The organism is Jiangella muralis (genome assembly GCF_001270745.1).
GTDB lineage: Bacteria > Actinomycetota > Actinomycetes > Jiangellales > Jiangellaceae > Jiangella > Jiangella muralis.
Map to the genome: position 1 here is coordinate 50,063 of NZ_KQ434751.1, position 23,605 is coordinate 73,667.

Annotated in this window: 19 protein-coding genes; 13 read left to right on the plus strand and 6 right to left on the minus strand. The window is 74.5% G+C overall.

What is annotated here, in order from left to right:
• Window positions 1-8: 8 nt before the first annotated feature.
• The 3 genes from ACW62_RS00220 to ACW62_RS00230 are packed head-to-tail and all read left to right on the plus strand — an operon-like array spanning window position 9 to window position 2,685.
• Window positions 9-731 (plus strand): amidohydrolase family protein, encoded by a 723-nt coding sequence (locus ACW62_RS00220; RefSeq protein WP_053202080.1) that lies wholly within the window; start codon window positions 9-11, stop codon window positions 729-731.
• A complete protein-coding gene (locus ACW62_RS00225; RefSeq protein ID WP_053202081.1) occupies window positions 728-1,507 on the plus strand; it encodes an amidohydrolase family protein in 780 nt (259 codons plus the stop codon). Before ACW62_RS00220 ends, ACW62_RS00225 begins: the two co-directional genes overlap by 4 nt.
• The gene (locus ACW62_RS00230; RefSeq protein ID WP_053202082.1) at window positions 1,504-2,685 is read left to right on the plus strand and encodes a DegT/DnrJ/EryC1/StrS family aminotransferase; all 1,182 of its coding nucleotides are present in this window, start codon (window positions 1,504-1,506) and stop codon (window positions 2,683-2,685) included. The genes ACW62_RS00225 and ACW62_RS00230 overlap by 4 nt, the downstream gene beginning before the upstream one ends.
• 18 nt (window positions 2,686-2,703) lie before the next feature.
• Here ACW62_RS00230 and ACW62_RS00235 read toward each other — a convergent pair whose 3' ends face one another.
• Both ACW62_RS00235 and ACW62_RS00240 read right to left on the minus strand, forming a co-directional pair.
• Window positions 2,704-3,657, minus strand: a complete 954-nt coding sequence (locus ACW62_RS00235; protein ID WP_205629042.1) for a sigma-70 family RNA polymerase sigma factor — start codon at window positions 3,655-3,657, stop codon at window positions 2,704-2,706.
• Between the two features lie 18 nt (window positions 3,658-3,675).
• Window positions 3,676-4,875 carry an NAD(P)/FAD-dependent oxidoreductase gene (locus ACW62_RS00240; protein WP_053202084.1) on the minus strand — a complete coding sequence of 400 codons (1,200 nt, stop codon included), beginning with the start codon at window positions 4,873-4,875 and terminating at the stop codon, window positions 3,676-3,678.
• Window positions 4,876-5,223: 348 nt separating this feature from the next.
• On the opposite strand from ACW62_RS00240, the gene ACW62_RS33660 reads away from it, so the two are divergent.
• From ACW62_RS33660 to ACW62_RS00250, 3 genes are all read left to right on the plus strand, one after another.
• Window positions 5,224-5,361 carry a hypothetical protein gene (locus ACW62_RS33660; RefSeq protein WP_157574245.1) on the plus strand — a complete coding sequence of 46 codons (138 nt, stop codon included), beginning with the start codon at window positions 5,224-5,226 and terminating at the stop codon, window positions 5,359-5,361.
• Between the two features lie 90 nt (window positions 5,362-5,451).
• Complete coding sequence (locus ACW62_RS00245) at window positions 5,452-6,468, plus strand: NAD-dependent epimerase/dehydratase family protein (RefSeq protein ID WP_053202085.1); 1,017 nt, start codon at window positions 5,452-5,454, stop codon at window positions 6,466-6,468.
• Window positions 6,468-7,502: a dihydrodipicolinate synthase family protein gene (locus ACW62_RS00250; protein WP_053202086.1), complete on the plus strand. Its 1,035-nt coding sequence runs from the start codon at window positions 6,468-6,470 to the stop codon at window positions 7,500-7,502. The genes ACW62_RS00245 and ACW62_RS00250 overlap by 1 nt, the downstream gene beginning before the upstream one ends.
• A gap of 15 nt (window positions 7,503-7,517) precedes the next feature.
• Here ACW62_RS00250 and ACW62_RS00255 read toward each other — a convergent pair whose 3' ends face one another.
• The gene (locus tag ACW62_RS00255) at window positions 7,518-8,744 is read right to left on the minus strand and encodes a response regulator (protein WP_053202087.1); all 1,227 of its coding nucleotides are present in this window, start codon (window positions 8,742-8,744) and stop codon (window positions 7,518-7,520) included.
• A gap of 80 nt (window positions 8,745-8,824) precedes the next feature.
• Between ACW62_RS00255 and ACW62_RS00260 the strand changes: the two genes are divergently transcribed.
• From ACW62_RS00260 to ACW62_RS00270, 3 genes are read left to right on the plus strand one after another with little or no spacing between them, the layout of a single operon-like run.
• Entirely contained in the window at window positions 8,825-10,057 is a 1,233-nt protein-coding gene (locus ACW62_RS00260) for a DegT/DnrJ/EryC1/StrS family aminotransferase (protein WP_205629043.1), read from the plus strand.
• The gene (locus ACW62_RS00265) at window positions 10,054-10,758 is read left to right on the plus strand and encodes an amidohydrolase family protein (protein ID WP_053202088.1); all 705 of its coding nucleotides are present in this window, start codon (window positions 10,054-10,056) and stop codon (window positions 10,756-10,758) included. Before ACW62_RS00260 ends, ACW62_RS00265 begins: the two co-directional genes overlap by 4 nt.
• Window positions 10,755-11,522, plus strand: a complete 768-nt coding sequence (locus ACW62_RS00270) for an amidohydrolase family protein (RefSeq protein ID WP_053202089.1) — start codon at window positions 10,755-10,757, stop codon at window positions 11,520-11,522. Before ACW62_RS00265 ends, ACW62_RS00270 begins: the two co-directional genes overlap by 4 nt.
• On the opposite strand, the gene ACW62_RS00275 is transcribed toward ACW62_RS00270, so the two are convergent.
• Complete coding sequence (locus ACW62_RS00275) at window positions 11,487-12,032, minus strand: TetR/AcrR family transcriptional regulator (RefSeq protein ID WP_053202090.1); 546 nt, start codon at window positions 12,030-12,032, stop codon at window positions 11,487-11,489. The genes ACW62_RS00270 and ACW62_RS00275 overlap by 36 nt on opposite strands.
• Window positions 12,033-12,105: 73 nt before the next feature.
• On the opposite strand from ACW62_RS00275, the gene ACW62_RS00280 reads away from it, so the two are divergent.
• Window positions 12,106-13,803 (plus strand): amidohydrolase, encoded by a 1,698-nt coding sequence (locus ACW62_RS00280; protein WP_053202091.1) that lies wholly within the window; start codon window positions 12,106-12,108, stop codon window positions 13,801-13,803.
• Between the two features lie 5 nt (window positions 13,804-13,808).
• On the opposite strand, the gene ACW62_RS00285 is transcribed toward ACW62_RS00280, so the two are convergent.
• Together ACW62_RS00285 and ACW62_RS00290 are read right to left on the minus strand one after the other, a co-directional pair.
• A complete protein-coding gene (locus tag ACW62_RS00285) occupies window positions 13,809-14,549 on the minus strand; it encodes an NAD-dependent epimerase/dehydratase family protein (protein WP_053202092.1) in 741 nt (246 codons plus the stop codon).
• A 29-nt stretch (window positions 14,550-14,578) separates the two neighbouring features.
• On the minus strand, window positions 14,579-16,969 hold the full coding sequence (locus ACW62_RS00290; protein ID WP_083458961.1) for a PQQ-binding-like beta-propeller repeat protein: 2,391 nt from the start codon (window positions 16,967-16,969) through the stop codon (window positions 14,579-14,581).
• Window positions 16,970-17,138: 169 nt separating this feature from the next.
• Between ACW62_RS00290 and ACW62_RS00295 the strand changes: the two genes are divergently transcribed.
• The 3 genes from ACW62_RS00295 (at window position 17,139) to ACW62_RS00305 (ending at window position 23,602) form a co-directional block, all read left to right on the plus strand.
• Entirely contained in the window at window positions 17,139-19,517 is a 2,379-nt protein-coding gene (locus ACW62_RS00295; RefSeq protein WP_053202094.1) for a ligand-binding sensor domain-containing protein, read from the plus strand.
• A complete protein-coding gene (locus ACW62_RS00300) occupies window positions 19,517-22,192 on the plus strand; it encodes a hypothetical protein (protein ID WP_053202095.1) in 2,676 nt (891 codons plus the stop codon). Before ACW62_RS00295 ends, ACW62_RS00300 begins: the two co-directional genes overlap by 1 nt.
• 459 nt (window positions 22,193-22,651) lie before the next feature.
• A complete protein-coding gene (locus ACW62_RS00305; RefSeq protein ID WP_053202096.1) occupies window positions 22,652-23,602 on the plus strand; it encodes a dihydrodipicolinate synthase family protein in 951 nt (316 codons plus the stop codon).
• Window positions 23,603-23,605 lie beyond the last annotated feature (3 nt).

Here is a 23,605-nt window from a genome sequence, read left to right on the forward strand (position 1 = left end):
ACCCCCTAGTGCGGATCTTCGACGCCCACCGGCTGCTCGGCCCGATCCCCGGCGACCACGTGCCGTCCGCGGACGTCGCGGGGCTGCTCGCGGAGTTGGACCACCTCGGCATCGACGGCGCCGCCGTCACGCCGAGCGGCGGGCTGTACGGCGACCCCGCCACCGAGCAGCCCGCCGAGGCCCGGCACGAGCGGCTGGTCACCGTCCCGGTCGTCCTGCCCGCGGTGCCCGGGGCCGGCTGGCCGGGCGACCCGGGCATCGTCGTCGCGTCCGCACCGGCGATGGTGCGGGCCTGCCCGGTGCGGCACCGGTTCGCGCTGACCGGGCCGGTGGCGCTGGGCTGGTGGCAGGAGCTGGCCGCGGCCGGCATCCCGCTGGCGCTGGACGCCGGCGAGACCGGCCTGGACCGCATCCGCGCCCTGCTGACGGCGGTGCCGGAGCTGCGGGTGCTGGTGCTCTCGCCCGGCTACCGGTCGCTGCGCGAACTGGCCGAGTTGCTGGCCGCCCACCCGGGCGCGTCCGTCGAGACCGGCACGCTGGTCGCGGCCGGCGCGATCGAGTGGCTGGCCCGCCGGGCCGGCGCGCACCGGCTGGTGTTCGGCACCGGGGCGCCGGTGTGGGACGACGCCGGCCCGCGGTTCCAGCTGGAGCACCTGCGGCTGCCGGACGCGGACGTCGAGCTGATCGCCTCCGGCTCGTTCGACGCGCTGCGGGCGGGGGAGCGGCCATGAGCCCGGTCATCGATGCGCACGGCCACGTCGGCGCGTGGGCGGACTTCTTCGTGCCCGAGCCGGACGCGGCCTGGCTGCTGGACACCAACGCGGCGATCGGCATCGACGCGGTCGGCGTGTCGCACCTGCTCGCCGTCGGCCGCGACACCGTCGCCGGCAACGAGCTGGCGCTCGCGGAGGCCGACCGGTACCCGGACCGGCTCGGCGTCTGGCTGGTCGCCGACCCGCACCATCCGGACGCGGCCGCGCTGCTGCGCGACCAGCTGGACCGGCCCGGCGTCTGGGGCCTGAAGCTGCATCCGGACACCCACCTGTGCCCGGCGACCGACCCGCGGTACGAGCCGCTGCTCGAGCTGGCCGCCGCGGCGGGCGTCCCGGTGCTGTCGCACGGGCAGACCCGCTCGCCGTACTCCGACCCCGGTGACCTCGCCGAGCTGGCCCGCCGCCACCCGGACGTCGCGCTGCTCGTCGGGCACGCCGGGCTGTGGCCGGACGGCTACGACAGCGCCGCGCGACTGGCCGCCGCCCAGCCGAACCTGTACCTGGAGATCTGCGGCTCCCGGCTCACCACCCGCTGGCTGGAGCGCATGGTCGCGATCGCCGGCGCGGACCGGGTGCTGTTCGGCACCGACGCGTGCTTCCTCGACCCGCGGCCGGGCCTGGGGAAGGTACGCCTGGCCCGTTTGTCAGACGCCGACCGCGCGCTGGTGCTGGGCGGCAACGCCGCCCGGCTGCTCGGCCGGCGCCTTCCCACCGCCCTGCAGGAGATGCCATGACGACCCTCGCGATCGACGGCGGCACGCCCGTCCGCACCGCACCCTGGCCGGCCTGGCCGCCGCCCGCGTCGGACGCGCAGCGCAAGTTGCTCGCCGAGGTGGTCGACAGCGGGCACTGGGGCGCGACGTCCGGACCGCTGTGCGAGCGGCTGGCCGCGGAGTTCGCCGGGCGGCACGGCGCGAAGCACGGCGTCGTGCTGACGAACGGCACGCTGGCGCTGTTCGTGGCGCTGCGCGCGGCCGGCGTCCGGCCCGGCGACGAGGTGGTCGTGCCGGCCTACACGTTCGTCGCCTGCGCGACGGCGGTGCTGCTGCTCGGCGCGGTGCCGGTGGTCGCCGACGTCGACCCCGGCCACCTGCACCTGACGGCCGGCACCGTCCGGCCGGCACTGACCGACCGGACCCGCGCCGTCATGCCCGTCCACCTGGCCGGCAGCCCGGCGCCGCTGGACGAGCTGCTGGCGCTGGCCGCCGAGCACGGGCTGGCCGTCATCGAGGACAGCGCGCAGGCGCACGGTGCGTCCTACCGCGGCCGGCCGGTCGGGTCGCACGGGACGGCGGGGACGTTCAGCTTCCAGTCCAGCAAGGCGATGACGGCCGGCGAGGGCGGGCTGATCGTCACGAACGATGACGACCTGGCCGCCCGCGTGTGGTCGGCCTGCAACGTCGGCCGGGTCCGCGACGGCGCCTGGTACCACCACGCCGAGGTCGGCTGGAACCTGCGCATGACGGAGCTGCAGGCGGCGCTGCTGCTGCCGTGGCTGGACCGCCTGGACGACGAGGTCGCCGCGCGCGACGCGTTCGCCCGGCGGGTGGCGGCCGGCCTGGCCGCCGCGGACCGCCCGGTCGCGGTGGTGCCGCAGCCCGCCGGGACGACGGCCGACTCGCGGCACCTGCTGATGCTGCGGGCCGCGCCGGGCGTCGATCGCGACTGGGTGAGCCGCGCCCTGGAGGCCGAGGGCGTGCCCGTCGACGCCGGTTACCCGCCGCTGGGCGGGCTGGAGCCGCTGCGGGGCCTGGCCCGGGCGCTGCCGGCGCCCGGCGCGGAGGGCGCCGCCGCGACGGTGTTCTGGTTGCGCCAGCCGCAGCTGATGGCCGGACCGGACGGCGCCGACGACGTCATCGCCGCGGCGGAGCGGGTGTTCGGCGACGACCGGGCCTTCCCGGCGTCCCGGTGACCTCGGGCCGGCGCCGGATCACCACTGGGTGACGAGCGGCGGGCCCGGCTCGTGCCGCCGCCAGGCCTCGGCGAGGCGGAGGAGGCGGGCAGGTGCGGCGACGCCGTGGACGGCGGCGATCCTGCCGCCGGTGAGGTCGAACGTCACCGCGCCGACGACGTGGTCGCCGAGCACGAAGAGGATGGCGGGGGAGCCGTTGACGAGCGCGTAGTGGACGGCGGGCGTGCCACCGGCGAATCGCCGTTTCGCGGAGGTGGGCGTGAAACCGGCCCGGGCGATGGCCGCGATCCGTTGCGGTGTGTCGTACCGCAGCAGCGTCTCGGTCAGGCCGGCGCCGTCGGAGATCGCGGTCGCGTCGTCGGTGAGCAGCGCCACCAGCGGTTCGGTGCGGCCCGAGGCGGCGGCGGTGAAGAACTCCTCGACGATCCTGCGGGCGGCCGCCGGGTCGACGTCGCCGCCGCGGGGACGCGACGCGGTGACGCGGCGGCGGGCCCGGTGCAGGTGCTGCTGGCTGGCGGACTCGGTGATGTCGAGGATCTCGGCGATCTCGGCGTGCGGGTAGGAGAAGGCTTCGCGCAGGAGGTAGACGGCCCGCTCCAGCGGCGACAGGCGCTCCATGAGCGTCAGAACGGCCAGTGAGACCGATTCACGCTGCTCGTAGGTGTCGGCCGGGCCGAGCATCGGGTCGCCGGCCAGGAGCGGTTCGGGCAGCCAGGCGCCGGCGCTGCGTTCGCGGCGGACCCGCGCCGAGCGGAGCCGGTCGAGGCACAGGTGGGTGACGACCTTGGTCAGCCAGGCTTCCGGTACCTCGATCCGCTGCCGGTCGGCGGCCTGCCAGTGCAGGAACGCATCCTGCACGGCGTCCTCGGCCTCGATGGCCGACCCCAGCAGCCGGTAGGCCAGCGAGGCCAGCCGGTTCCGGCTGGCCTCGAACCGGCCGGTGTCGAAGCGATCGGTGGCGGTGCCGTCCACGCGGACCACGCTAGACGGTCACCGGACCGTCGTCCGGGCGTCGTCCGACACGGTGGCCAGGCGGCGCCGGCGCCTGGGCCGGCCGAACGCCGCCGGGTGCTTGGTTCCCTGCAGCGCCCCCCATTGGATGCCCGCCTTGATCCGCACGGCCTTCCGGCCGCGCACGAACGTCGGCCTGGCCTGCGCGGCGCCGTCGATCAGCTGCAGGATCCCGTCGCGCCGTCCGAGGCTGATGGCGTTGTACCAGTAGACGAGCTTGACGTTCGCGATCTCGCGGCCGGTCAGGCGTCCCACGATCGCCTCGATGGCCTGCCGGCCGGTGAAGCCGGCCGAACCGCAGTTCATCGGCAGCTGCCGGCCGTTCTCGCCGATGATGTGGACGCTGTCGCCGACGGCGTAGACGTCCGGGTGCGAGACCGACCGCATGGTGCGATCGACGACGATCTGACCGTTCTCGGTGACCTCCAGGCCGCTCGCGGCGGCGATGGGGCTGACGGCGAACCCGGCCGTCCACACCGTCGCGTCGGACGCCAGGACGGTGCCGTCGGCGCACCGCACCCGCGTGGCCTCGACGGCTTCGACGCCGGTGTGCTCCAGCACGGTGATGCCCAGCCGGTCGCAGGCCCGGCGCAGGTGGTCGCGGGCGCCGTCGGAGAGCCGGGCGGCCAGCTCGCCGCGGGCGAGCAGCGACACCGACAACCCGGGCCGGGCCTCGGCGATCTCGGTGGCGGTCTCGATGCCGGTCAGCCCGTCGCCGACGACCAGCACCGTGCCGCCGTCGCCCCGGGCGTCCAGGCCGTCCAGGTGCTCGCGCAGCCGCAGCGCGGACGGCCGGCCGGCGACGTCGAAGGCGTGCTCGGCCACCCCGGGCACGATGTGGCCGGCGACGTGGCTGCCCAGCGCGTACACCAGCGTGTCGTAGCCGACCTCGCCACCGCCGTCGGCGTCGGCCACCGCGACGACCCGGCGCTCGGGGTCGACGGCGGTGACCCGGGCCAGCCGCAGCTGGATCTGCGTGCCCGCGAAGACCTCGGTGAGCGGCGGGGCCGGGACCTCCCGGCCGGCTGCGAGCTGGTTCAGCCGCTGCCGCTGGACGAAGTCCGGCGCGGCGTTGACCACGGTGATCTCGGTGTCCGCCGGGGACAGCCGGCGGGCCAGGTTCCCGGCCACGTAGGCCCCGGCGTAGCCGGCGCCGAGAACGACGATGCGGTGCTTCATGTGTGCTGCTCCTGTCGGTCCGTTCTGCTCGTCGTGAGTTGAACGGGACAGCCCTCCGATTCCTGACAGGAACCGCATGACACAGGTCACAGTCGATCTCGTGCTCGTGCCCCGGCCCGGGCTCGGCGGGTGGGGAGTTGTCGGCGCGGGGGGTGACCAGGGCGCCAACAGTTGGCGCTGGCGTCAACACGCCGGATCGTGATCGGGCGGGCGGGGGATGACGTACCGCGACACAACCGGACGAACCCCCGGGCGCCGTCCCTCAATGTGAGACTTCCGCTTGCGCGTTCCCGGGCGGTCGGGACGATCATGGAGCCAGCGTTGTCCCCACCACTGCAGGGAGTGGCGATGGGTCAGAAGCTGGCTAAGAGGTTCATGGTCGCGTTCGGACTAGGGCTGTTGCTGGCCCTGATCTTCGACCATTCCGCGGCGGGCTTCGCCGTGGGGTTCGCCATCGTCTACGGGGCCGGCCTGGCCGCCGAATAACCGCCCGTTTCAGCGCAAGTTCCCGTCTTGACATCATCCTGCTCCGACAAATACGGTCTAGACCGTAAGTACGGATGATGGAGGGTGCGGGTGCGGAGCATCGACGAGCTCGACGAGCGGTTGTCGCGGCCACGGGCGGGCCTGGTGGCGGATCTGCGCCGGCTCGACGGCGATGTGGTGGTGTTGGGGGCGAGCGGCAAGCTGGGTGTGAGCTTGGTGCGGCTGGCGGTGCGGGGCATCGAGGAGGCCGGTACCGGTGCCCGGGTGTTCGCGGTGTCGCGTTACGGCGGTGCGGGCGCGCGTGAGGCGATGGAGGCGACCGGCGCTGAGGTGGTCGCGGCCGACATCGCCGACGACGACCAACTGGCGGGGTTGCCGGATGCGGCGAACGTCGTCTACCTGGTGGGCGCGAAGTTCGGCACCGAGGGCAATCAGGCCGGCACCTGGGAGACCAACGTGTACCTGCCGGGGCGGGTGGCGCGGCGGTATGCGGGCAGCCGCGTCAGCGCGTTGTCTACCGGCAACGTGTACCCGCTGACCGGTGTCGGCAGTGGCGGCGCGACGGAGGAGACGCTGCCGGGCCCGATCGGCGAGTACGCGATGTCCTGCCTGGGCCGCGAGCGGGTCCTGCAGGCCGCGTCGCAGCGTGACGGCACCCCGATGGCGATCATCCGGCTCAACTACGCCGTCGAGATGCGCTACGGGGTGCTGATCGATCTGGCGCAGACGATCGACGCGGGCGAGCCGGTCGACGTGACGATGGGCAGCCTGAACCTGGTCTGGCAGGGCTACGCGAACGAGGTGACGCTGCGGGCGCTGCTGCACGCGTCGACGCCGCCGCTGCTGCTGAACCTGACCGGCCCGGAGACGCTGGGGGTGCGGCGCCTGGCCACCGACCTGGCGGCCGCGCTGGACCGGCCGGTGGAGTTCACCGGTGAGGAGGCGTCGACGGCGCTGCTGAGCAACGCGCAGCGTTGTCACGCGCTGTTCGGCTACCCGGATGTGACGGTGCCGGAGTTGGTCGAGGCGAGCGCGCACTGGGTGCGTGCGGGGTTGCCGACCTTGGGGAAGCCGACCAAGTTCCAGCGACGGGACGGGAAGTTCTGATGGCGGCGCTGGACCGGTTCCTGGCCGGTGGTGTGATCCCGGCGCACCCGCTTGCCCTGGACGAGGACCGCAAGCTGGACGAACGGCGGCAGCGGGCGTTGTCGCGGTACTACGTCGAGGCCGGCGCGACCGGTCTGGCGGTGGCGGTGCACACCACGCAGTTCGCGGTGCACGAGCCGGGCCGCGGGCTGCTGGCGCCGGTGCTGGAGCTGGCCGCCGAGACCGCCGCGGAGTACCCCGAGCAGGCGCCGGTGCTGGTCACCGGGATCGTCGGGCCGGCGGAGCAGGCGGTCGCCGAGGCCGAGTTGGCCCGTGACCTGGGCTACGACCTCGCGCTGCTGACCCCGTACGGCACCGGCGACGCGTCGGAGGACGAGCTGCTGGACCGGGCCCGCGCGGTCGGCGAGGTGATCCCGGTGATCGGGTTCTACCTGCAGCCGGCGGTCGGCGGGCGGGTGCTGGGGCGGGAGTTCTGGCGGCGGCTGGCCGAACAGCCCACCGTCGCCGGGGTGAAGGTCGCGCCGTTCGACCGGTACGCCACCCTCGAGGTGGTGCACGGGCTGGCCGCGTCCGGGCGGGCCGGTGACATCGCGCTCTACACGGGCAACGACGACCACATCGTGATGGACCTGCTGACCGGCTACGACGTCGGCGGGCAGCGGATCGAGGTGGTCGGCGGGCTGCTCGGGCAGTGGGCGGTGTGGGTGCGCGGCGCGGTCGACATCCTCGCCACGGCCCGGAAGGCGCGGGCCGGTGACGACGCGGCGCTGCGTGAGCTGCTGGCGGTGAACCCGGCCCTCACCGACGCCAACGCCGCGATCTTCGACGCCGCGCACGCCTTCCACGGCTGCGTGCCCGGCATCCACGAGGTGCTGCGCCGCCAGGGCCTGCTGGCCGGGCTCTGGTGCCTGGACGAGACCGAGGTGCTCTCACCCGGCCAGCTCGACGAGATCGACCGCATCTGGGCGGCCTACCCCGGCCTGCGCGACGACACCTTCATCGCCGAACGGCTGGACCACTGGCTCCGAGCGTGAGCTCCCGGCGAGATGTCACAGCGTGATCCGGTACAGCGTCAGCGGCCGCCCGATGGTCCCCGAGTCCAGGCTGCCCGACCGCTCCGCACACCCCGCGAGTTCCAGTCGCTGCAGGATCCGGCGTGCCGTCCGCAGTTGCACACCGAGTCCGTCGGCGACGTCGCGCGTGGTGAGCGGGCGGTCGGCGGTGGCCGTGGTGATCTCGCGGAGGCGGTCCAGCGTGCCGACCGAGAGCCCGACGCGGCTGGCGACGACGGCCCGGCTCTGGTCGGGCTTCGGCGCCTGGGCCGGCGCGACGGTCTCGAGCAGGATGTCGACGTCGTTGCGCGAGGACACGACGGCGGCGACGTCGCCGTGGCTGCGGGCCCGGGCCAGCGCCCGGCGGGCCAGCCGCTCGGCCTCGGCGCCGCTGTGCCCGATGCCGAAGCCGATGCGCACGACGTCGTGCCGCTGGCCGAGGCGGTGCAGCAGCGGCAGCGCGGTGAACCCGTGCGAGGCGTCGTGCAGCGGCCCGCGGGTGGTGACGATCAGCGACAGCGTTTCGGAGTACTGCGACAGCGAGCCGCCCAGCAGCCCCACCTCGCGGGCGAGGTCGTCGAGTTCGGACGCGGGGGAGACCTCGACCAGGCCGAGCGCGACCTGGGCGTCCTCCTGGATCTGGCTGGTGGCCGAGAGCAGCAGCTGGCGCAGCGCGCCGCGGACCGACTGCCGCGACGGCGCCAGCCGGAACACCGGCAGCTCGCTGGCGAGCTGGTCGTGCACCGACGCCAGGCACGTGACGGCGACGGCGCCCTGGTGACGGGCGGCGTGGCGGCGGTGGAAGGCGGCGAAGTCGGCCGCCGTGGCGCCGGGCCGGTACGGCAGCGCGCGCACCTCGGCGACGGGTACGCCGGCGTCGCGCAGCGTGCCGTGCACCTGCGCGGGATCGAGGGTGTCGACGGAGAGCCGGGTGACGTCGTGCCCCTCGCGCAGCAGCCGCACCAGCGCCTCCAGCAGCGTCGACCCGCTGTAGTCGACGAACGCGGCCGGGCGGGTCAGCGCGTCGTGCGCGAGGGTGTACGGCACGATGCCGGTGAACAGCCAGGCGTCGACGCCGGACGCGTGCGTCGTCACCATGGCCGACGCGTGCGTCTCGTGGTCGTAGTCGAACCGGTGCACCCGCACCCCGGCCTGTTCTTCGCAGACCGTCGCGACGCTGTCGACCAGGTCGTGTGGGCCGACCACGCCGATCGAGGTGTCCATGCGACAACTGTAGCCACCTGGGCCAGATTTCGGGCCAGGCCGATACGATGAACGTCATTCGACAGGAAGCAGGCGAGGCTGTGGGAACGCTGGCCATCGACGGCGGCACGCCGGTGCGCACCGGGCGGCCGTTGCCGTCGGCCCTGGAGGCGAGCGGGCGCACCATCGGCCCGGAGGAGGAGGCCGCCGTCCTGCGGGTGCTGCGCAGCGGCATGCTGGCCAGCGTCTGGGGCACCGAGGTGAACGCGCTGACCGAGGAGTTCGCCGCGCTGATCGGCACCCGGTACGCGGTGGCCTGCAGCAGCGGCACCGCGGCGGTGCACCTGGCCGTCGCGGCCGTCGACCCGGAGCCCGGCGACGAGATCATCGTCCCGCCGATCTCCGACATGGGCTCGGTCGCCCCGATCATCGCGCAGAACGCGGTGCCGGTGTTCGCCGACGTCGACCCGCTCACCGGCAACCTCGACCCCGACGCCGTCGAGGCGCTGATCGGGCCGCGCACCCGCGCCGTCATCGCCGTCCACCTGTTCGGCAAGCCGGCCCCGGTGGCGCGGCTGCGCGAGCTGACCGACCGCGCCGGCATCATGCTGATCGAGGACTGCGCGCAGGCCTACCTCGCGCCCGTGCGCCCCGGCGGGCCGCTGACCGGCACCGTCGGCCAGCTGGGCTGCTTCAGCCTGCAGCAGTACAAGCACATCACCGCGGGCGACGGCGGCCTGGTCACCACCGACGACCCGGACCTCGCGCTGCGGCTGCGCCGGTTCGCCGACAAGGGCTGGCCGCGCGAGACGGGGGAGCGGGCCTACCTGTCGTACGCGCTGAACTACCGGATGACGGAGCTGGTCGGCGCGGTCGCCCGCGAGCAGCTGCGCAAGCTGCCCGCCGTCGTCGAGCGGCGCCGGGCGACGGCGGCGGCGTTCGCGGGCCGGGTGGCCGGGCTGCCCGGACTGGGGCTGGCGCCGGACGACGGCGACCACGTGTACTGGTACTACCCGTTGCTGGTCGACGGCCTGGACGAGGCCGGGCTGCAGCGCTACGCGGCGGCGCTGACGGCCGAGGGCGTGCCGTCGCTGGCCGGCTACCTGGCCCGGCCGCTCTACGCCGAGCCGGTGCTGCGCAAGCCGCTCACCTACGGCTCGTCCGGCTTCCCGCTGACCGGCCGCGACTACCCGGACGGCCTGTGCCCGGTGGCCGAGGACCTCGTCTACCGGCGCCTGGTCGTGGTGCCGTGGAACGAGAACTTCACCGCGGCCGACGTCGACGACATCGTCGACGCCGTCGCCAAGGTGCACACGGCGGTGGCGGCGTCGTGATCCTGGACGGCGACCTGCTGGTCGGGCGCGACCTCGCGACCGGCGACCGGCTCACCGGCCCGGCGCTGGCGGCGTCGCTGGGCCCGCTGGGCATCGGCGGCGGGCTGGTGACGTCGCTGCGCGCGCTGCTGTTCGACGCGCCGAGCGGCAACGACGAGGCCCGCGCGGCCGCCGCGGCGCACGGCTGGCACACGGCGTTCGGGGTCGACCTGCGCGACCCGCTGACGGCGCTGGCGGAGGTGGAGCGGGCGGCGCGGCTGGGCGTGCGCGCGGTGCGGCTGGCGCCGGACCGGCAGGGCGTCCCGGCGACGGCGCCCGGCCTGCGCGCGGTGGCCCGGGCCGTGGCCGCGGCCGGCCTCGTACTGCTGGTCGAGGGCGACGTCCGGGTCGTCGGGCCGGCGCTGGCCGGGCTCGGCGTCCGCGCGGTCTTCGTCGACGCGCACTTCTACCACCTGGGCGACTTCGTGCTGCTGGCCCGCGACGAGCCCGGCTTCCACGCGTCGACCCGGCTGCTCGGCGACGTCGACGGCTGGGAGCTGCTGGCCGCGGACGCCGGCGCCGAGCGGCTGGTGTTCGGCAGCCGGCCCGGCTGGTTCGAGGCGGCCGCCGTCGTCGACCGGCTGGCGGCCAGCGGCCTGACGCCGCCGGAGCGCGAGCTGGTGACCGGCGGGAACCTGCGGCGGCTGCTGGAGGCGGCGTGATCATCGACGTGCACGGCCACTGGGGCCCGTGGTTCTTCAGCACCGACGTCGGCGACGCGGCGGTCAACCTGCGGGTGATGGACGACTGCGGCATCGACCTGCAGCTGGTGTCGGCGGTCGAGGCGGTGGTGTACGACCCGCTGACCGGCAACCCGGCACTGCTGCCCGTCCTGCGCGAGCACCCGCGGCTGCGCGGCCTGCTGGTCGTCGACCCGCGCGAGCTGGACGTCGCCGCGGCGCAGCTCGCGCAGCTGCTGCCGACCGGGCTGTTCTCGGGCGCGAAGATCCACACCCAGTACGCCCGGTCGCCCGGCGGCTCGGCCGCCATGGCCGACGCGCTGCGGCTGCTGGCCGAGCACGACCTACCGGCGCTCGTGCACACGTGGGGCGACGAGATCGTCGGTCTCGCCGACGTCGTCGCCCGGGTCGACGGCGCCCGCGTCGTGGCCGCCCACCTCGGCGGGCCGGACTGGCGGCTGACGCCGTCGGCGGCCGCGCGGACCGACCGCATCTGGTTCGAGCCGTGCTGGTCGACGCCCGCGCCCGGCCGCATCCGGTGGGTGCTGGACCGCGTCGGGCCGGAGCGGCTGATGTTCGGCAGCGACGCCACGCTCATCCACCCGGCCGTCACGCTGGGCGCCATCCGGGCGGCGGAGCTCAGCGCCGCCGAGGAGGAGCTGGTGATGTGGCGCAACGCGGCCGAGGTGTTCGGCCTGGACACCGGCGGGTCAGCGGCCGATGCCGTCGAGCAGCGTGGTCAGTAGCAGGCCGGGCGCGTCGAGCGGGGCGAGCCGGCCGAGGTCGATCATCTCCCAGGCGCCGTAGACGGCGCCGTTGAGCGACGAGACCAGCCACCACGCGGGGAGGTCGGCGCGCAGCACCCCGGCCTGCTGGCCGCGCCGGACCAGGCCGGACACGAGGTCGTCCAGCGCGTCGAAGCGGGCGTGCAGGCCGTGCTCGTCGTCGAGCGAGCGCTCACGGTGGACGAACTCCAGCTGCGGGCCGAGCGGGATCAGCGCCGTGAGCAGCCGGCGCAGAGCTGCCTCCGCGTCCTCGCCCGCGGCGTCCAGGCCGGCGTCGGCGTAGGCCCGCTCGACGCGGTCGACGGAGTGCTCGGCGACCGCGAGCAGCAGCGCCTGCCGGGTGGGGTAGTGCCGGTGCAGGGTGGTGCGGCTGACGCCCGCGGCGGCGGCCACCTCGGTGAGCGAGGCGCCGGGGCTGGCGAGCAGCGCCTCGGTGGCGACGTCGAGGAGCGACCGCGGTGTCCGGCTCATGCCGCGAGGGTAGCAGTCACGTGCCAGATGGAACAGAGTTGTTTCAAACAGAGCGCCGATGTACGTTCGCCGCATGGCTCACCTCACGACCGGCCTGACCCGACGCGGGCTGCTGACGGCGTCGGCCGCCGCCCTGCTCGCCGCCGGCTGCGACGGCTCCGGGCGCCGGCCGGCCGACCGCGTGATCACCGGCGGCCGGGTATACACGCTGGATCGCCGCCGGCCGTGGGCCGAGGCCGTCGCGATCTCCGGCGACCGGATTCAGGCGGTCGGCGACCGCGCCGCGCTCGACCCGCTGATCGGTCCGCGCACCGAGGTCGTCGACGCCGCGGGCGGGCTGGTCCTGCCGGGCTTCCACGACGTGCACTGCCACCCGATCGAGGGCCGGTCCGGCGGCGGCTGCCTGCTCGGCTACGACGCCGACGCCGCGCAGTTGGTCCGCCAGCTGCGCGACTGCGCTGGCGGCGGCCCGCCCGGCTGGGTGATCGGCGCCGGCTTCGACGTCACCCGGCTGACCGAGGCGCGCCGCCCGCCGTGCGAGCTGCTGGACGACGCCGTGCCGGACCGGCCGGCGCTGATGTTCGACTCCAACGGCCACGCCGCCTGGCTCAACACCCGGGCGCTGGCCGCGCTCGGCATCGGGCCCGGCACCCCCGAGGTGACCGGCGGCATCACCCTGCGCGACGCCGCCGGACGGCCCACCGGGCTGCTGCTCGACAACGCGATGCTGGTGCACTCCGCGCGGCTGGCCGAGCTGCTGCCACACGACGAGTACCCGCTGCTGCTGGAGAGCCAGGACGCGCTGGCCGCGGCCGGCATCACCTCCGTCGCCGACGCCCGCGTCTTCTGGCGCGAGCCGAACGACCAGCTGCGGCTGTGGCAGCGCGCCGAGCGTGAGGGCCGGCTCAAGGCCCGGACCACCCTCGGCCTCTGGGCCTACCCCGAACTCGCCGATGACCAGCAACTGGCCGAGCTGCGCCGCCTGCACCGGCGCGAGCCGGCCGGGCCGCTCAGCGTCGCCGAGGTGAAGATCTGCGTCGACGGCATCACCAGCAACCTGACGGCGGCGCTGCTCGATCCCTATCTCGTCGGCACCCCGGTCCCGGGCGACCGCGGCCTGAACTACTTCGACGCGGCCAGGACGGCCCGCTACGTCACCGAGCTGGAGCGCGACGGCTTCAGCGTGCACCTGCACGCGATCGGGGACCGCGGCGTGCGCGAGGCCCTCGACGCGATCGAACACGCCCGCCGCCGCAACGGCGACCTCGGCGCGCGTCACCGCATCACCCACATCGAGTACCCGGACCCGGCCGACCTCGAGCGGTTCGCCCGCCTCGGCGTGGTCGCCGACTTCCAGACCTCCGCGCCCGGCATCGACGACCCGGAGTACCGGCGCGGCGACGAGCCGGTGCTCGGCGCCGAACGCACGGGCCGGCTGCAGCCGATCCGCACCCTGATGGACACCGGCGCCACCGTAACCCTCAGCAGCGACTTCGACGTCGGCGACCTGTCACCGCTGGCCAACATCGCGACGTCGCTGCGCATCGGCCCGCACGCCGTCCCCGGCCTCGAACGCGCGATCCGCGCCTACACCCTCGACGCCGCCTACGCGTTGCGCCAGGAGCGGCTGACCGGATCCATCGAGGCGGGCAAGCTGGCCGACCTCGTCGTGCTGGACCGCGACATCCTCAGCCGCCCGGTCGAGGAGCTGGCCGAGGCCACCGTGCGGCGGACGATCCTCGGCGGCCGCGACGTCCACACGGTGCCCTGACGCCGTCAGGGCACCCGGACCGGGCGCCAGCCCAGCGCCTCCTGCGTGTCGTCGGGGACGATGGACGCCCCGGCGACGTCGGCGGTGACGCTGAACGGACGGTACGGCCCGGTCCACCGCAGGGCGCGGTCGATCGCGGCCGCGAGGTCGGCCGCGGCCAGCGCCGGGATGGGGGTGCCGTCGCGCATGCGCATCTCCCGCGGCGGGAAGCCCTCCGGCGAGCGCCACTGCGGCCAGTCGGCATCGGGCGTCGGGAAGATCATCCGCAGCGAGCAGGCCGGCAGTTTCAGCGCCGGCGACAGCGCCGCCACCACCTGCTCGCCGAGCCGCTTCGTCAGCCCGTAGACCTCGCCGGAGTCGGGCGCGGCCGTCGGGTCGATGCGCCGCGCGGCGTAGTCGCCGAACACCGACATCGTGCTGACGTGCACGAACGAGCGTGCCCCGGCGGTCGCGGCCAGCGACATCGCCAGGTGCAGCGACCCGACGTTGACCTCGAAGGCCAGCCCGTTCGCGACCGGGTCGTACCCGCCCACCCGGGGGACCGCCGCGGCCATGTGCACGACGCCGTCGATCCCCTCCAGCGCGGCCGCGACGTCGGCGGGGGAGCGGGCGTCACCGGTGACCGACTCGACGCCCTCGGCGGTCACCGTCCGGGGGTCCAGCACCCGGACGGTGTGCTGCTGCGCGAGGTGCGGCACCACGTTGCTGCCGACCATGCCGGCGCCGCCGATGACCAGGACGCGCATGCCGCCGCTCCTCCCGTCTGAACCAGGGGTCACAGCGTCGCACACTGCCCGGAGCGCGCACCACGGATCCGGTTCGCGACGCCGTTGTCCGTCGGCGCCTCGGCGTTGCCCGAGCAGGCCAGCGACCCGACGATCGTCGACCCGGAGATGACGGCGGCCGGTGCCGGGCCGTTCACCAGCGTGACCGCGCCGCGCACCGTCGCGCCGTCGATGACCACCGGCGAGGCGCCGTCGGCGCTGACGGACCCGAACACGGCGCCGCCGTCGATGCGCAGGCCGGCGCCGCCGGTGACGCTGACCGAGCCGCGCACGGTCGCGTCGTCGAGGCAGAGCGTGCCGGTCGACGCGGTCAGGTCGCCGCTGTGGCTGCCGGTGACCGTCGTCGTGCAGCGCGGCGTGAACCGCAGCAGCTCGTCGCCGGAGGAGAGGTACACGTCGCCGTCGCTGTGCGCGGCGAGGTGGGTCGTCGTCCCGGTCCGCAGCGTCTCGACGGCCAGCGTCGACGGGTCCACCCGGACCAGCCGGTTGCCGGCCGGCGAGGCGTAGAGCATGCCGTCGGCCGGGTTGAGCGCGAGGTCGCCGGAGCTGCTGCCGCTCGTCCCGAAGCTCAGCCGCTGCACCACGGAGGCGGCGTCGACGTCGATGGCGAACAGGCCGGTCCCGGCCAGGCCCCACAGCCGCCCGGCCTCGTCGAACGTCAGCCCGCCGATGGTCGGCTTGCCCTGCGCCGGGTTCAGCTCCCACAGCAGTCGCTTCTCGGCCACCGACCACGCGAACACGGTGGCCTCGGGCTGCGTCGGCGGCGTGGCGCTCTGCCCGCTGTAGATGCTGGTGGCGCCGTAGACGACGCCGTCGCGGTAGGCCAGCGCGACGATGCTCTCGTCGTCGATCAGGTCCCGCTCGGCGTGCACCAGCTCGCCGCCGGCCGCGTCGTACAGCGCGAACACGCCGCCCAGCTCGCCGAGGTCGGGCATGGTGCCGACGGCGAGGTGGTCGCCGGCCGAGGTCAGCGCGCGCGGGCGGATCTGCCGGTCGGCCTTGAAGTCGAACAGCCGGGCCGGGTTGTCGGCGACGCCGGGGTCCGGCGACGGCGAGTACTCGGGGCTGTGCCACGGCAGCGCCGGGTCGTAGGCGTAGACGCGGGCGTCCGGGTAGGCGCCGACGTAGAGCTTGCCGGCATGCGTCGTCATCGCCTCGCTCTGCGAGAAGGTGTGGAACTCCTCGCGGACGCCGGTGTCCGGGTCGACGGCCGCGAAGCCGCCGTTGAGGAAGCCGCCCGCGTAGACCCGCCCGTCCGGGCCCTCGCTGAGCGCGGTGATGTCGATCGGCTCGCCCTCGATGGTGGTCTGGACGAACGAGCTCGCGCCGGTGGTGGGGTTGTAGCGGAACATCATGCCGCGCCAGAGCAGTCCGACGATGCTGCGGCCGGGGTAGTCGGGCAGCCCCAGCTCGGCCCAGCCGATGCCGCGGGTGTTCGCGACCCGGCCGGTGAACGGCACGCTGGTGCTCACCGTGCTGCCGTCGCGGGGGTCGTAGCGGACCAGCTCGCCGGCCACGATCAGGTGGACGCGGCCCTGCTCGTCCGGCGGCGACGGCTCCAGCCCGTGCGCCGACGCGATGCTGTCGACCCACTGACCGGCGGCGATGTCCCAGACGTGGAGCGGGCTCGGCGACGCGGTGCCGTAGCGGACGTAGAGGTAGTCGCCGACCACGTCGACGTCGTACGCCCAGGCGGCCGAGACGTCCAGGCCGTCGGGCACCGGCAGCGCGGTGCTGCCGCCGGTCGCGCGGTCGACGGCGAACACGGCGGCGGGGTTCTCGGTGCCGGCGAAGATCGTGTCGCCGTGCACAGCGACGCTGCGCACGTAGGCATGCGCGGGGGAGAGCCGGCCGTAGTCGCGGAACGCGCCGGTGCCCGGGTCGTAGCCGAACAGCTTCCCGCTCGGCGACGTGCCGCCGTACACCTGGCCGTCGTCGGCGACGGAGACGTCCCAGACGAACGTCTCGCCGGGGATCGGGTTGCCGAGCGCCTGGACGCCGCCCGCCGCCGTCCAGCGGTAGAGGCCGGCCGCGCCGTAGGTGCCGACGTACACCGAGCCGTCCGCACCGGCGTCGACCGCCCACGAGCCGCCGGCCCCGGTGAGGTCGAACCGGCCGACCGCCTCGCCGGTGGTGGGGTCGACGGCGTTCAGGTGCGCGGGCGCGCCGGACGACGCGCTCCACAGCACCGGCGCGCCGTCCGGGCCGGCGCCGAGCGTGCCGCCGATCAGCAGCACGTCCTGCAGCGGTGTGCCGAGCGAGGTGACCTCGCCTGGCGGTGGCGCGTCCATGGGCTCGTCCTCAGCGGCGGCGGGCGGTGCCACCACCGCGGCGCCGAGGGCGAGCACGAGGACGGCCGATCCGGGCAGCAACGCTCTCATCGCGGGACCTCCGAGACGGCGGGACGGGGGATCTGACCCCGGAGGCTATCGGCACGGCGGATATCGGGCAAGGCCGAAATTGCTCGACCTCTTGCCGCCGCCCGCGCGCGGCTGCCAGGATGACCGCCTAACGGGCCAGGCCGAAATGTGACGTTCGCGAGGAGGACCCTTGACCAGGCTGTACCGATCGTCGCTGGCGGCCGTCGCCGCCGCACTGGTGCTGTCGCTGACTGCACCGGTGGCCGATGCTGAAACCACCCCGGCCGCGCCGCGGGCCGCCGTCGCCGGAGCCGAGGAGTCGCTCGGCTACCCGATCGAGGGCCGCGTGCTGTCGCAGGAGCAGTCGCAGGGCGTCGACGCGCAGGGCCGGCCGCAGGCGTACTGGGTCACCGCGGGCAACGAGGAGACGCCCGGGATGTTCCAGGTCACCGACCTGCGCAGCGGCGAGGTGGTGTTCGCCGAGCGGCTGCCGGCCGGCGTCAACAGCTGGGCCAGCACGTTCAGCGCCGCCGACGGCACCGTCTACTTCGGCATGACCGAGGGCCAGCTGTACTCCTGGACGCCGGGCGACGACGCGGTGACGGAGCTGGGCGTGCCGTTCCCCGGCGAGGGGATCTGGCGCCTCGACGCGGCGCCGGACGGCGTCGTCTTCGGTGGCACCTACCCGGGCGGCGAGCTGTTCTCGTTCGACCCGGCCACCGGCGAGTTCGTCAACCACGGCCAGGCGGTGCCGGGCGAGACCTATGCCCGCACGCTGGAGGCGGACGAGCACGGCGTGTGGGTCGGCACCCAGCCGCGCGCCCGGCTGACCCGCTTCGACCGCGCGTCGGGTGCGTTCACGCAGGTCGCGCTGCCGCCGCAGTACGACACCCACGAGGTCGTGTACGACATGACGCTGGCCCGCGAGTACCTGCTGCTGCGGGTGCAGCCGTCGAACGACCTGCTGGTCTACGACACCGGCAGCGGCGAGTTCGTGAACATCGTCCCGGGCATCTCCGGCCGCGCCATCTCGGCGCCGGACCCGTCGGGGCGCTACGTCTACTTCCGCATCGCGGCGCAGGGCATCGTCGCCTACGACCTCGACACTCACACCTACGCGCCGGTCGGCTGGGGACCCAACGCGTTCCCCGGCAGCTGGGCGTGGATCGACCTCGCCGACCCCGACTTCCCGGGCCTGTCGCTGGCGATGACCTACTACTACGGGCGCATCTATGTCTGGAACCCGCAGACGAGGAAGACGAAGTACCTCAGCGAGGCGGACCTGCAGGGCGCGCCGAACACCATCACCACGCTCGGCTCCGGACCGGACGGCGGCGTGTACGTCGGCGCGTTCCTGTCCCCGCCGGGGATGGCCCGGTTCGACCCGGCCACCGGCGCCACGACACTGCTGCCCGGCGCCGGGCAGATCGAGGGGTTCGGCACCTACGGCGACCACCTGGTGTTCGGCCGCTACCCGAACGCCGGGCTGCTGGACTTCGACACGTCGCAGCCGTGGAGCGTCGGCACCAACCCGGGGCCGCCCGCGGCCATCGCGGACGAGCAGGACCGGCCGCAGGCGTTCGTCCAGGTCGGTGACGTGCTGGCGGTCGGCAGCGTGCCGAAGTCGGGCCGGCTCGGCGGCGCGCTGAGCCTGTGGGATCCGGCCACCGGCGAGGTCGTGACGCACCGCGACGTGGTGCCGGACCAGAGCGTGGTGTCGCTGGCCGAACGCGACGGGCTGCTCTACGGCGGCACCTCGATCTACGGCGGCTACGGCATCGACCCGGTGGCCACCGAGGCGGAGCTGTTCGTCGCCGACCCCGCCACCGGCGAGGTACTCTCCACGATCATCCCGGTTCCGGGCGGCGGCGCGGTCAGCGGGCTGACCTTCGACGACGACGGCACCCTGTGGGGCGTCTCGGACGGCACGCTCTTCACCTACGACCCCGGCACCCGCGCCGTCACCCGGGCGGAGTTGCTGTTCCCGCGCAGCACCAGCAGGTACGGCCACGACCGGCAGCTGTACTTCCGCGCCGACGGCTACCTCTACGCCACCAGCTCCGGCAGCCTGTGGCGGGTCGACCCGGCCACGTGGGCGACGACCGAGCTGGCGTCGTCCGGGGTCAGCTCACTGGCCACGGACGAGGCAGGCAACCTCTACTACGCCCGCGGCGCGGCGCTGTACCGGTGGAACTTCGCGCTGCGGCCGCAGCCGGCCTGCGACGTCACGGTGACCGGCCCGCACGCCGGCCCCGTCACCGTCACCGCCGGGACCACCTGCCTGTCCGGCGCCGACGTCAGCGGCCCGGTGCAGGTCAGTCCGGGCGCGGTGCTGGTCGCGGAGGACTCCTCGGTGCTCGGCCCGGTGCGCGCCGTCGGCGCCGGCGGCGTGATCCTCGACCGCGTGACGGTGACCGGCCCGGTGTCGGTGACCGGCAGCGTCGGCGCCGTCTGGCTGGTGGACACCACCGTCACCGGACCGGTCAGCTGCTTCGGCAACGACCCGGCGCCGGTCATCCAGAACCTCGACGTCACCGGCCCCGTGGCCGGGCAGTGCAAGGAGGACTGATGCGACGCCTGCTCACCTGGCTGAGCGCGGTGCTGGTCGCGGCGGCCACGCTGACCGTGACGGCGGACGCCGCCGAGTACCCGTCGTTCAAGGACATCGGCGGGCTGCCACTGGACACCATCACCGCGCCCGGGTCCGCCGTCGGGCAGGGACCGGACGGCGAGCCCTGGCTGTACCTGGTGTCGTCCGGCACCCCCGCGGTGTTCAGCGTCGTCGACGCCCGCGACGGCAGCCGGGTGCACGAGTTCCCGCTGCCCGGCTCGTCCGGCTCCTGGGCCGTGGACGTCACCCCGAACGGCGACGTCTACGTCGGCACCTACGGCGAGGGACGCGTGTACCGGTGGCGGCCGGGCGCGGCGTCGGTCGAGGACCTCGGGGTCGCCGTGCCGGGCGAGACGTTCGTCTGGTCGATCACGCACGACGAGAACGGCGTCGTCTACGGCGGCACCGGCCAGTCCCGCGCCAACGTGTTCCGGTACGACCCGGCCACCGGCACGACGACGAACCTCGCCTCGCTCGCGCCGACGGCCGACCCGCTGATCGTGCGCGGCATCGCCACCTCCCAGGGCAAGGTGTACGCCGGCACGCACGCCACCGCGTCCGTCGTCGAGATCGACGCGGCCACGGGGGAGCGGCGCGACCTCGGGCTGCCGCCCGGCGCCGACCCCGCGGCGGGCCTCTACGACCTCGAGGTCCGCGGCCGGCTGCTGTTCGCCCGGTTCAGCCAGTCCGGCTCGCCCACGCCGCTGCACGTCTACGACCTCGACGCCGGCGCCTGGGTGCAGGAGATCCCGGACGCATACGGGCTGAACCTGTCGCCGGTGGCGGCCGACGGGCGCACCGTCTACTTCGTCCGCGACCGCACCCTGCACACGTACGACCTCGTGGACCGCTCCTACGCGGCCACCGCGCTGACCGGCATCGGCGACGTCCGCGGCATCGACTTCGTGGACCTCGGCGACCCGGCGTGGCCCGGCGACACCCTCGTCGGCCTGGACCACCAGGGCGGCTACTTCGTCTATTCGCCGCGGACCGGGGTGTCGGAGCCGCGCCGCGCGGACGCCGTCGCCGCGCCGGCCTCCGTCCGCTCATTCACCGAGGGCCCCGACGGCCTGCTCTACGCCGGCAGCTTCCTGGCCGGCGGGCTGGCGAGCTACGACCCGGCCACCGGCGCCAAAGTGGGCTTCGCCGACGAGGTCGGCCAGGCCGAGGGGATGGTCACCCACGACGGCGCGCTCTACGTCGGCACCTACCCGTGGGGCGAGATCTTCCGCTACGACCCGGCGCAGCCGGCCGAGCCCGGCGTCAACCCGGCGTCCGTCCTGCGGCTGTACGAGGAGCACGGCCAGTCCCGGCCGTTCGCGCTGGCCTCGGCCGGCGACCACCTCGCCATCGGCACGGTGGCCAAGAACGGCGCGCCCGGCGGCGGCCTGACGCTGCTGAACACCCGCACCGGCGAGTCCTGGTTCACCGACGTCGTGCCCGGTCACAGCGTCGTCGGACTGACCTACCGGGACGGCGTCCTTTACGGCGCGACGTCGGTCTACGGGGGCGTCGGCGGACCCCGTCCGACCGAGAAGGACGCCGTGATCTTCGCCTACGACGTCGAGCAGCGGCGAAAGCTCTGGGAGGTCGTGCCGATGCCCGGCGAGGGCGCCATCGGCGAGATCGCGTTCGACGAGAACGGCAGGCTGTGGAGCCACACCCCCGTGTCGGTGTTCCGGCTGGACGTCGAGACGCGGGAGGTCGAGGCACGTCGCACCTACGAGCCGTATCCATGGGACACCATCGCCTACGCGCACGTCGGATCGCGGCTCTGGTGGGACCCCTACGTCGACAAGCTGTACGTGGTGTCGCAGGCGAAGATGTTCACCATCGACCCGGTGACGCTGGACCGCACACGGGTGTTCCAGCCGGTGTCGCACGGCTTCCTGCACACCAACGGCAACGTGTTCCTGGGCCGCGACGCGCGGGTGTGGGAGTACACGCCGAGCGCGCGGCCGGCGGCCGCCGCGGCTGCCGCGGCCGAGTCGGTGCCCGCGGGCCGGCCGCAGACCGTCACGTTCACCGGGCTCGGGCCGGGCGAGGAGGCGGAGCTGTGGCTGCGCCCGGACGCCCGGCAACTGGGCACCGTCCGGGCCGATGCCACCGGAACGGCGTCGCTGACCTTCACCGTCCCGCTGGACCGGTCCGGCGAGCTGACGATCGAGGGCCGGCGGCTCTCCACCCGGGGCGCGCTGTGGACGTCGTTCCAGGCCGCGGCGCCGCTGTGCGACGTCATCGTGACCGGTCCGCACGCGGAGCCGCTGCGGGTGCGGACCGGCACGACCTGCCTGACCGGGGCGACGGTGTCGGGTCCGGTGACCGTGAGCCCGGGCGCCATGCTGACCGTCACCGACTCGGCGGTGTCCGGCCCGCTGCGCGCCGACCGAGCCGGGGGCGTCGTGCTGTCCGGCGCGACGGTGTCCGGCTCGGTCACGGTGACCGGCAGCGCCGGCGTGGTGTCGATCCGGGACTCGGTGGTGAGCGGCTCGGTCACGCTGGCCGGCAACACCGGCGGCGTCCGGTTCGCCGGCAACCGCGTCACCGGCGGGCTGTCCTGCTCGGGCAACGACCCGGCGCCGGTCCTGGACGAGCCGAACGACGTCACCGGGCCGGTACGGGGGCAGTGCTAGCTGGCTTGGTCTCCGAAGCTCCGACACTGTGTGTTTGCCGGGTGGCGTCGCTGTCGCCAGAGCAACTGACACCGTGAGGTGGGGATCCCGCAACAAGGACGCGCCGGCCACGGTTCCGCCGTCTGCGCACCTCATCCGGCCCGGTCCGATGAGAACCATGATCATGGCGCTGTTGATGCTGCTCTGGCGACACAAAGAGCGCCATGATCCTGGTTCTGACCGGTAGGTGGTGCCGACTCGCGCCAGTTCTTCGCGCTCGTGGGGGAACCTCACGTGCGCCACGACCGGATCGAGACCGAACCGGCGCCCCTGATGCGTCACGCGACGGGTGAGGTGTGTCCGCCGCCGGGCGTGGAAACCATTTCGGTCGCACCCAGCGCCGGGCCGCCGCCAATCAGACGCCCTCTTGGGGCGGACGGCCGTGACCGGCGGCCGCCGGGCACTGGGTAGTCTGCATCGGTGGCCAACACGCGAGGTGCGGCGGAGCTGACCGGACGGCTGCGGTGGTCCCTGGTGGCCGCGGCGGCGACGCCGATGCGGGCCGACGGCAGCACCGACCCGGAGGTCTGCGAGGCGTACTTCGGGCAGCTGGTGCGCGGCGGCGCCGGCGGGCTGGCCGTCGCCGCGCACACCGGACGCGGCGACCACCTGTCCGTCGCCACCAAGGCCGAACTGGTCCGCCGCGCCGCCACGCTGGGCGTCCCGGTGCTGGCCGGCGTCGGCGCCAGCGTCGAGGGGCGCGCGCACGACCTCGAGTGGGCTGCGGCGGCCGGTCCGGCCGGCGCCGACGCGCTGCTGGTGTTCCCGCCCGCCGAGACCGAGCCGGACGCCGTCGTCGCCCACCACCGGGCGGTGGCCGACGCGTCCGGGCTGCCGTTGGTCGCGTTCGACCTCTACACCCGGCCGCACCCGCTCGAGACGCTGACTATGGTGCTGGACCTCCCGGAGGTGTGCGCGTTCAAGCCGGCCCGGCTGCACGACGCCATCGCCTGCCAGGAGACCATCGCCGCCGCCCGCTCCCGCGGCCTGCTGGTGCTCAGCGGCGAGGACCGCATGTTCGGCGCGTCGCTGATGTGGGGCGCCGAGGGCGCACTGGTCGGCCTGGCGGCGGCCGCGGTGCAGATCACCGTCGCCGCGGTCCAGACGTTCGCGGCGGCCGTGCACACGTCCTCGCGCGACGCCGCGGCCCGGTTCCTGGAGGTGTCCGCGATCGTCGACGAGGTGGCCCGGGTGACGTTCCGGCCGCCGTACGAGGGCTACGTCCAGCGCATGCTCTGGCTGGCCGCCGACGAGGGCATCGTGCCGGCCGAGCTCGCCGTCGACCCGTACCGCCCGGCCGAGCTCGACGACGCCGAGCGCGACGAAGTGGTCCGGGTCGTGCGGCAGTGCCGCGACCAGGTCCGTGGCTAGGGT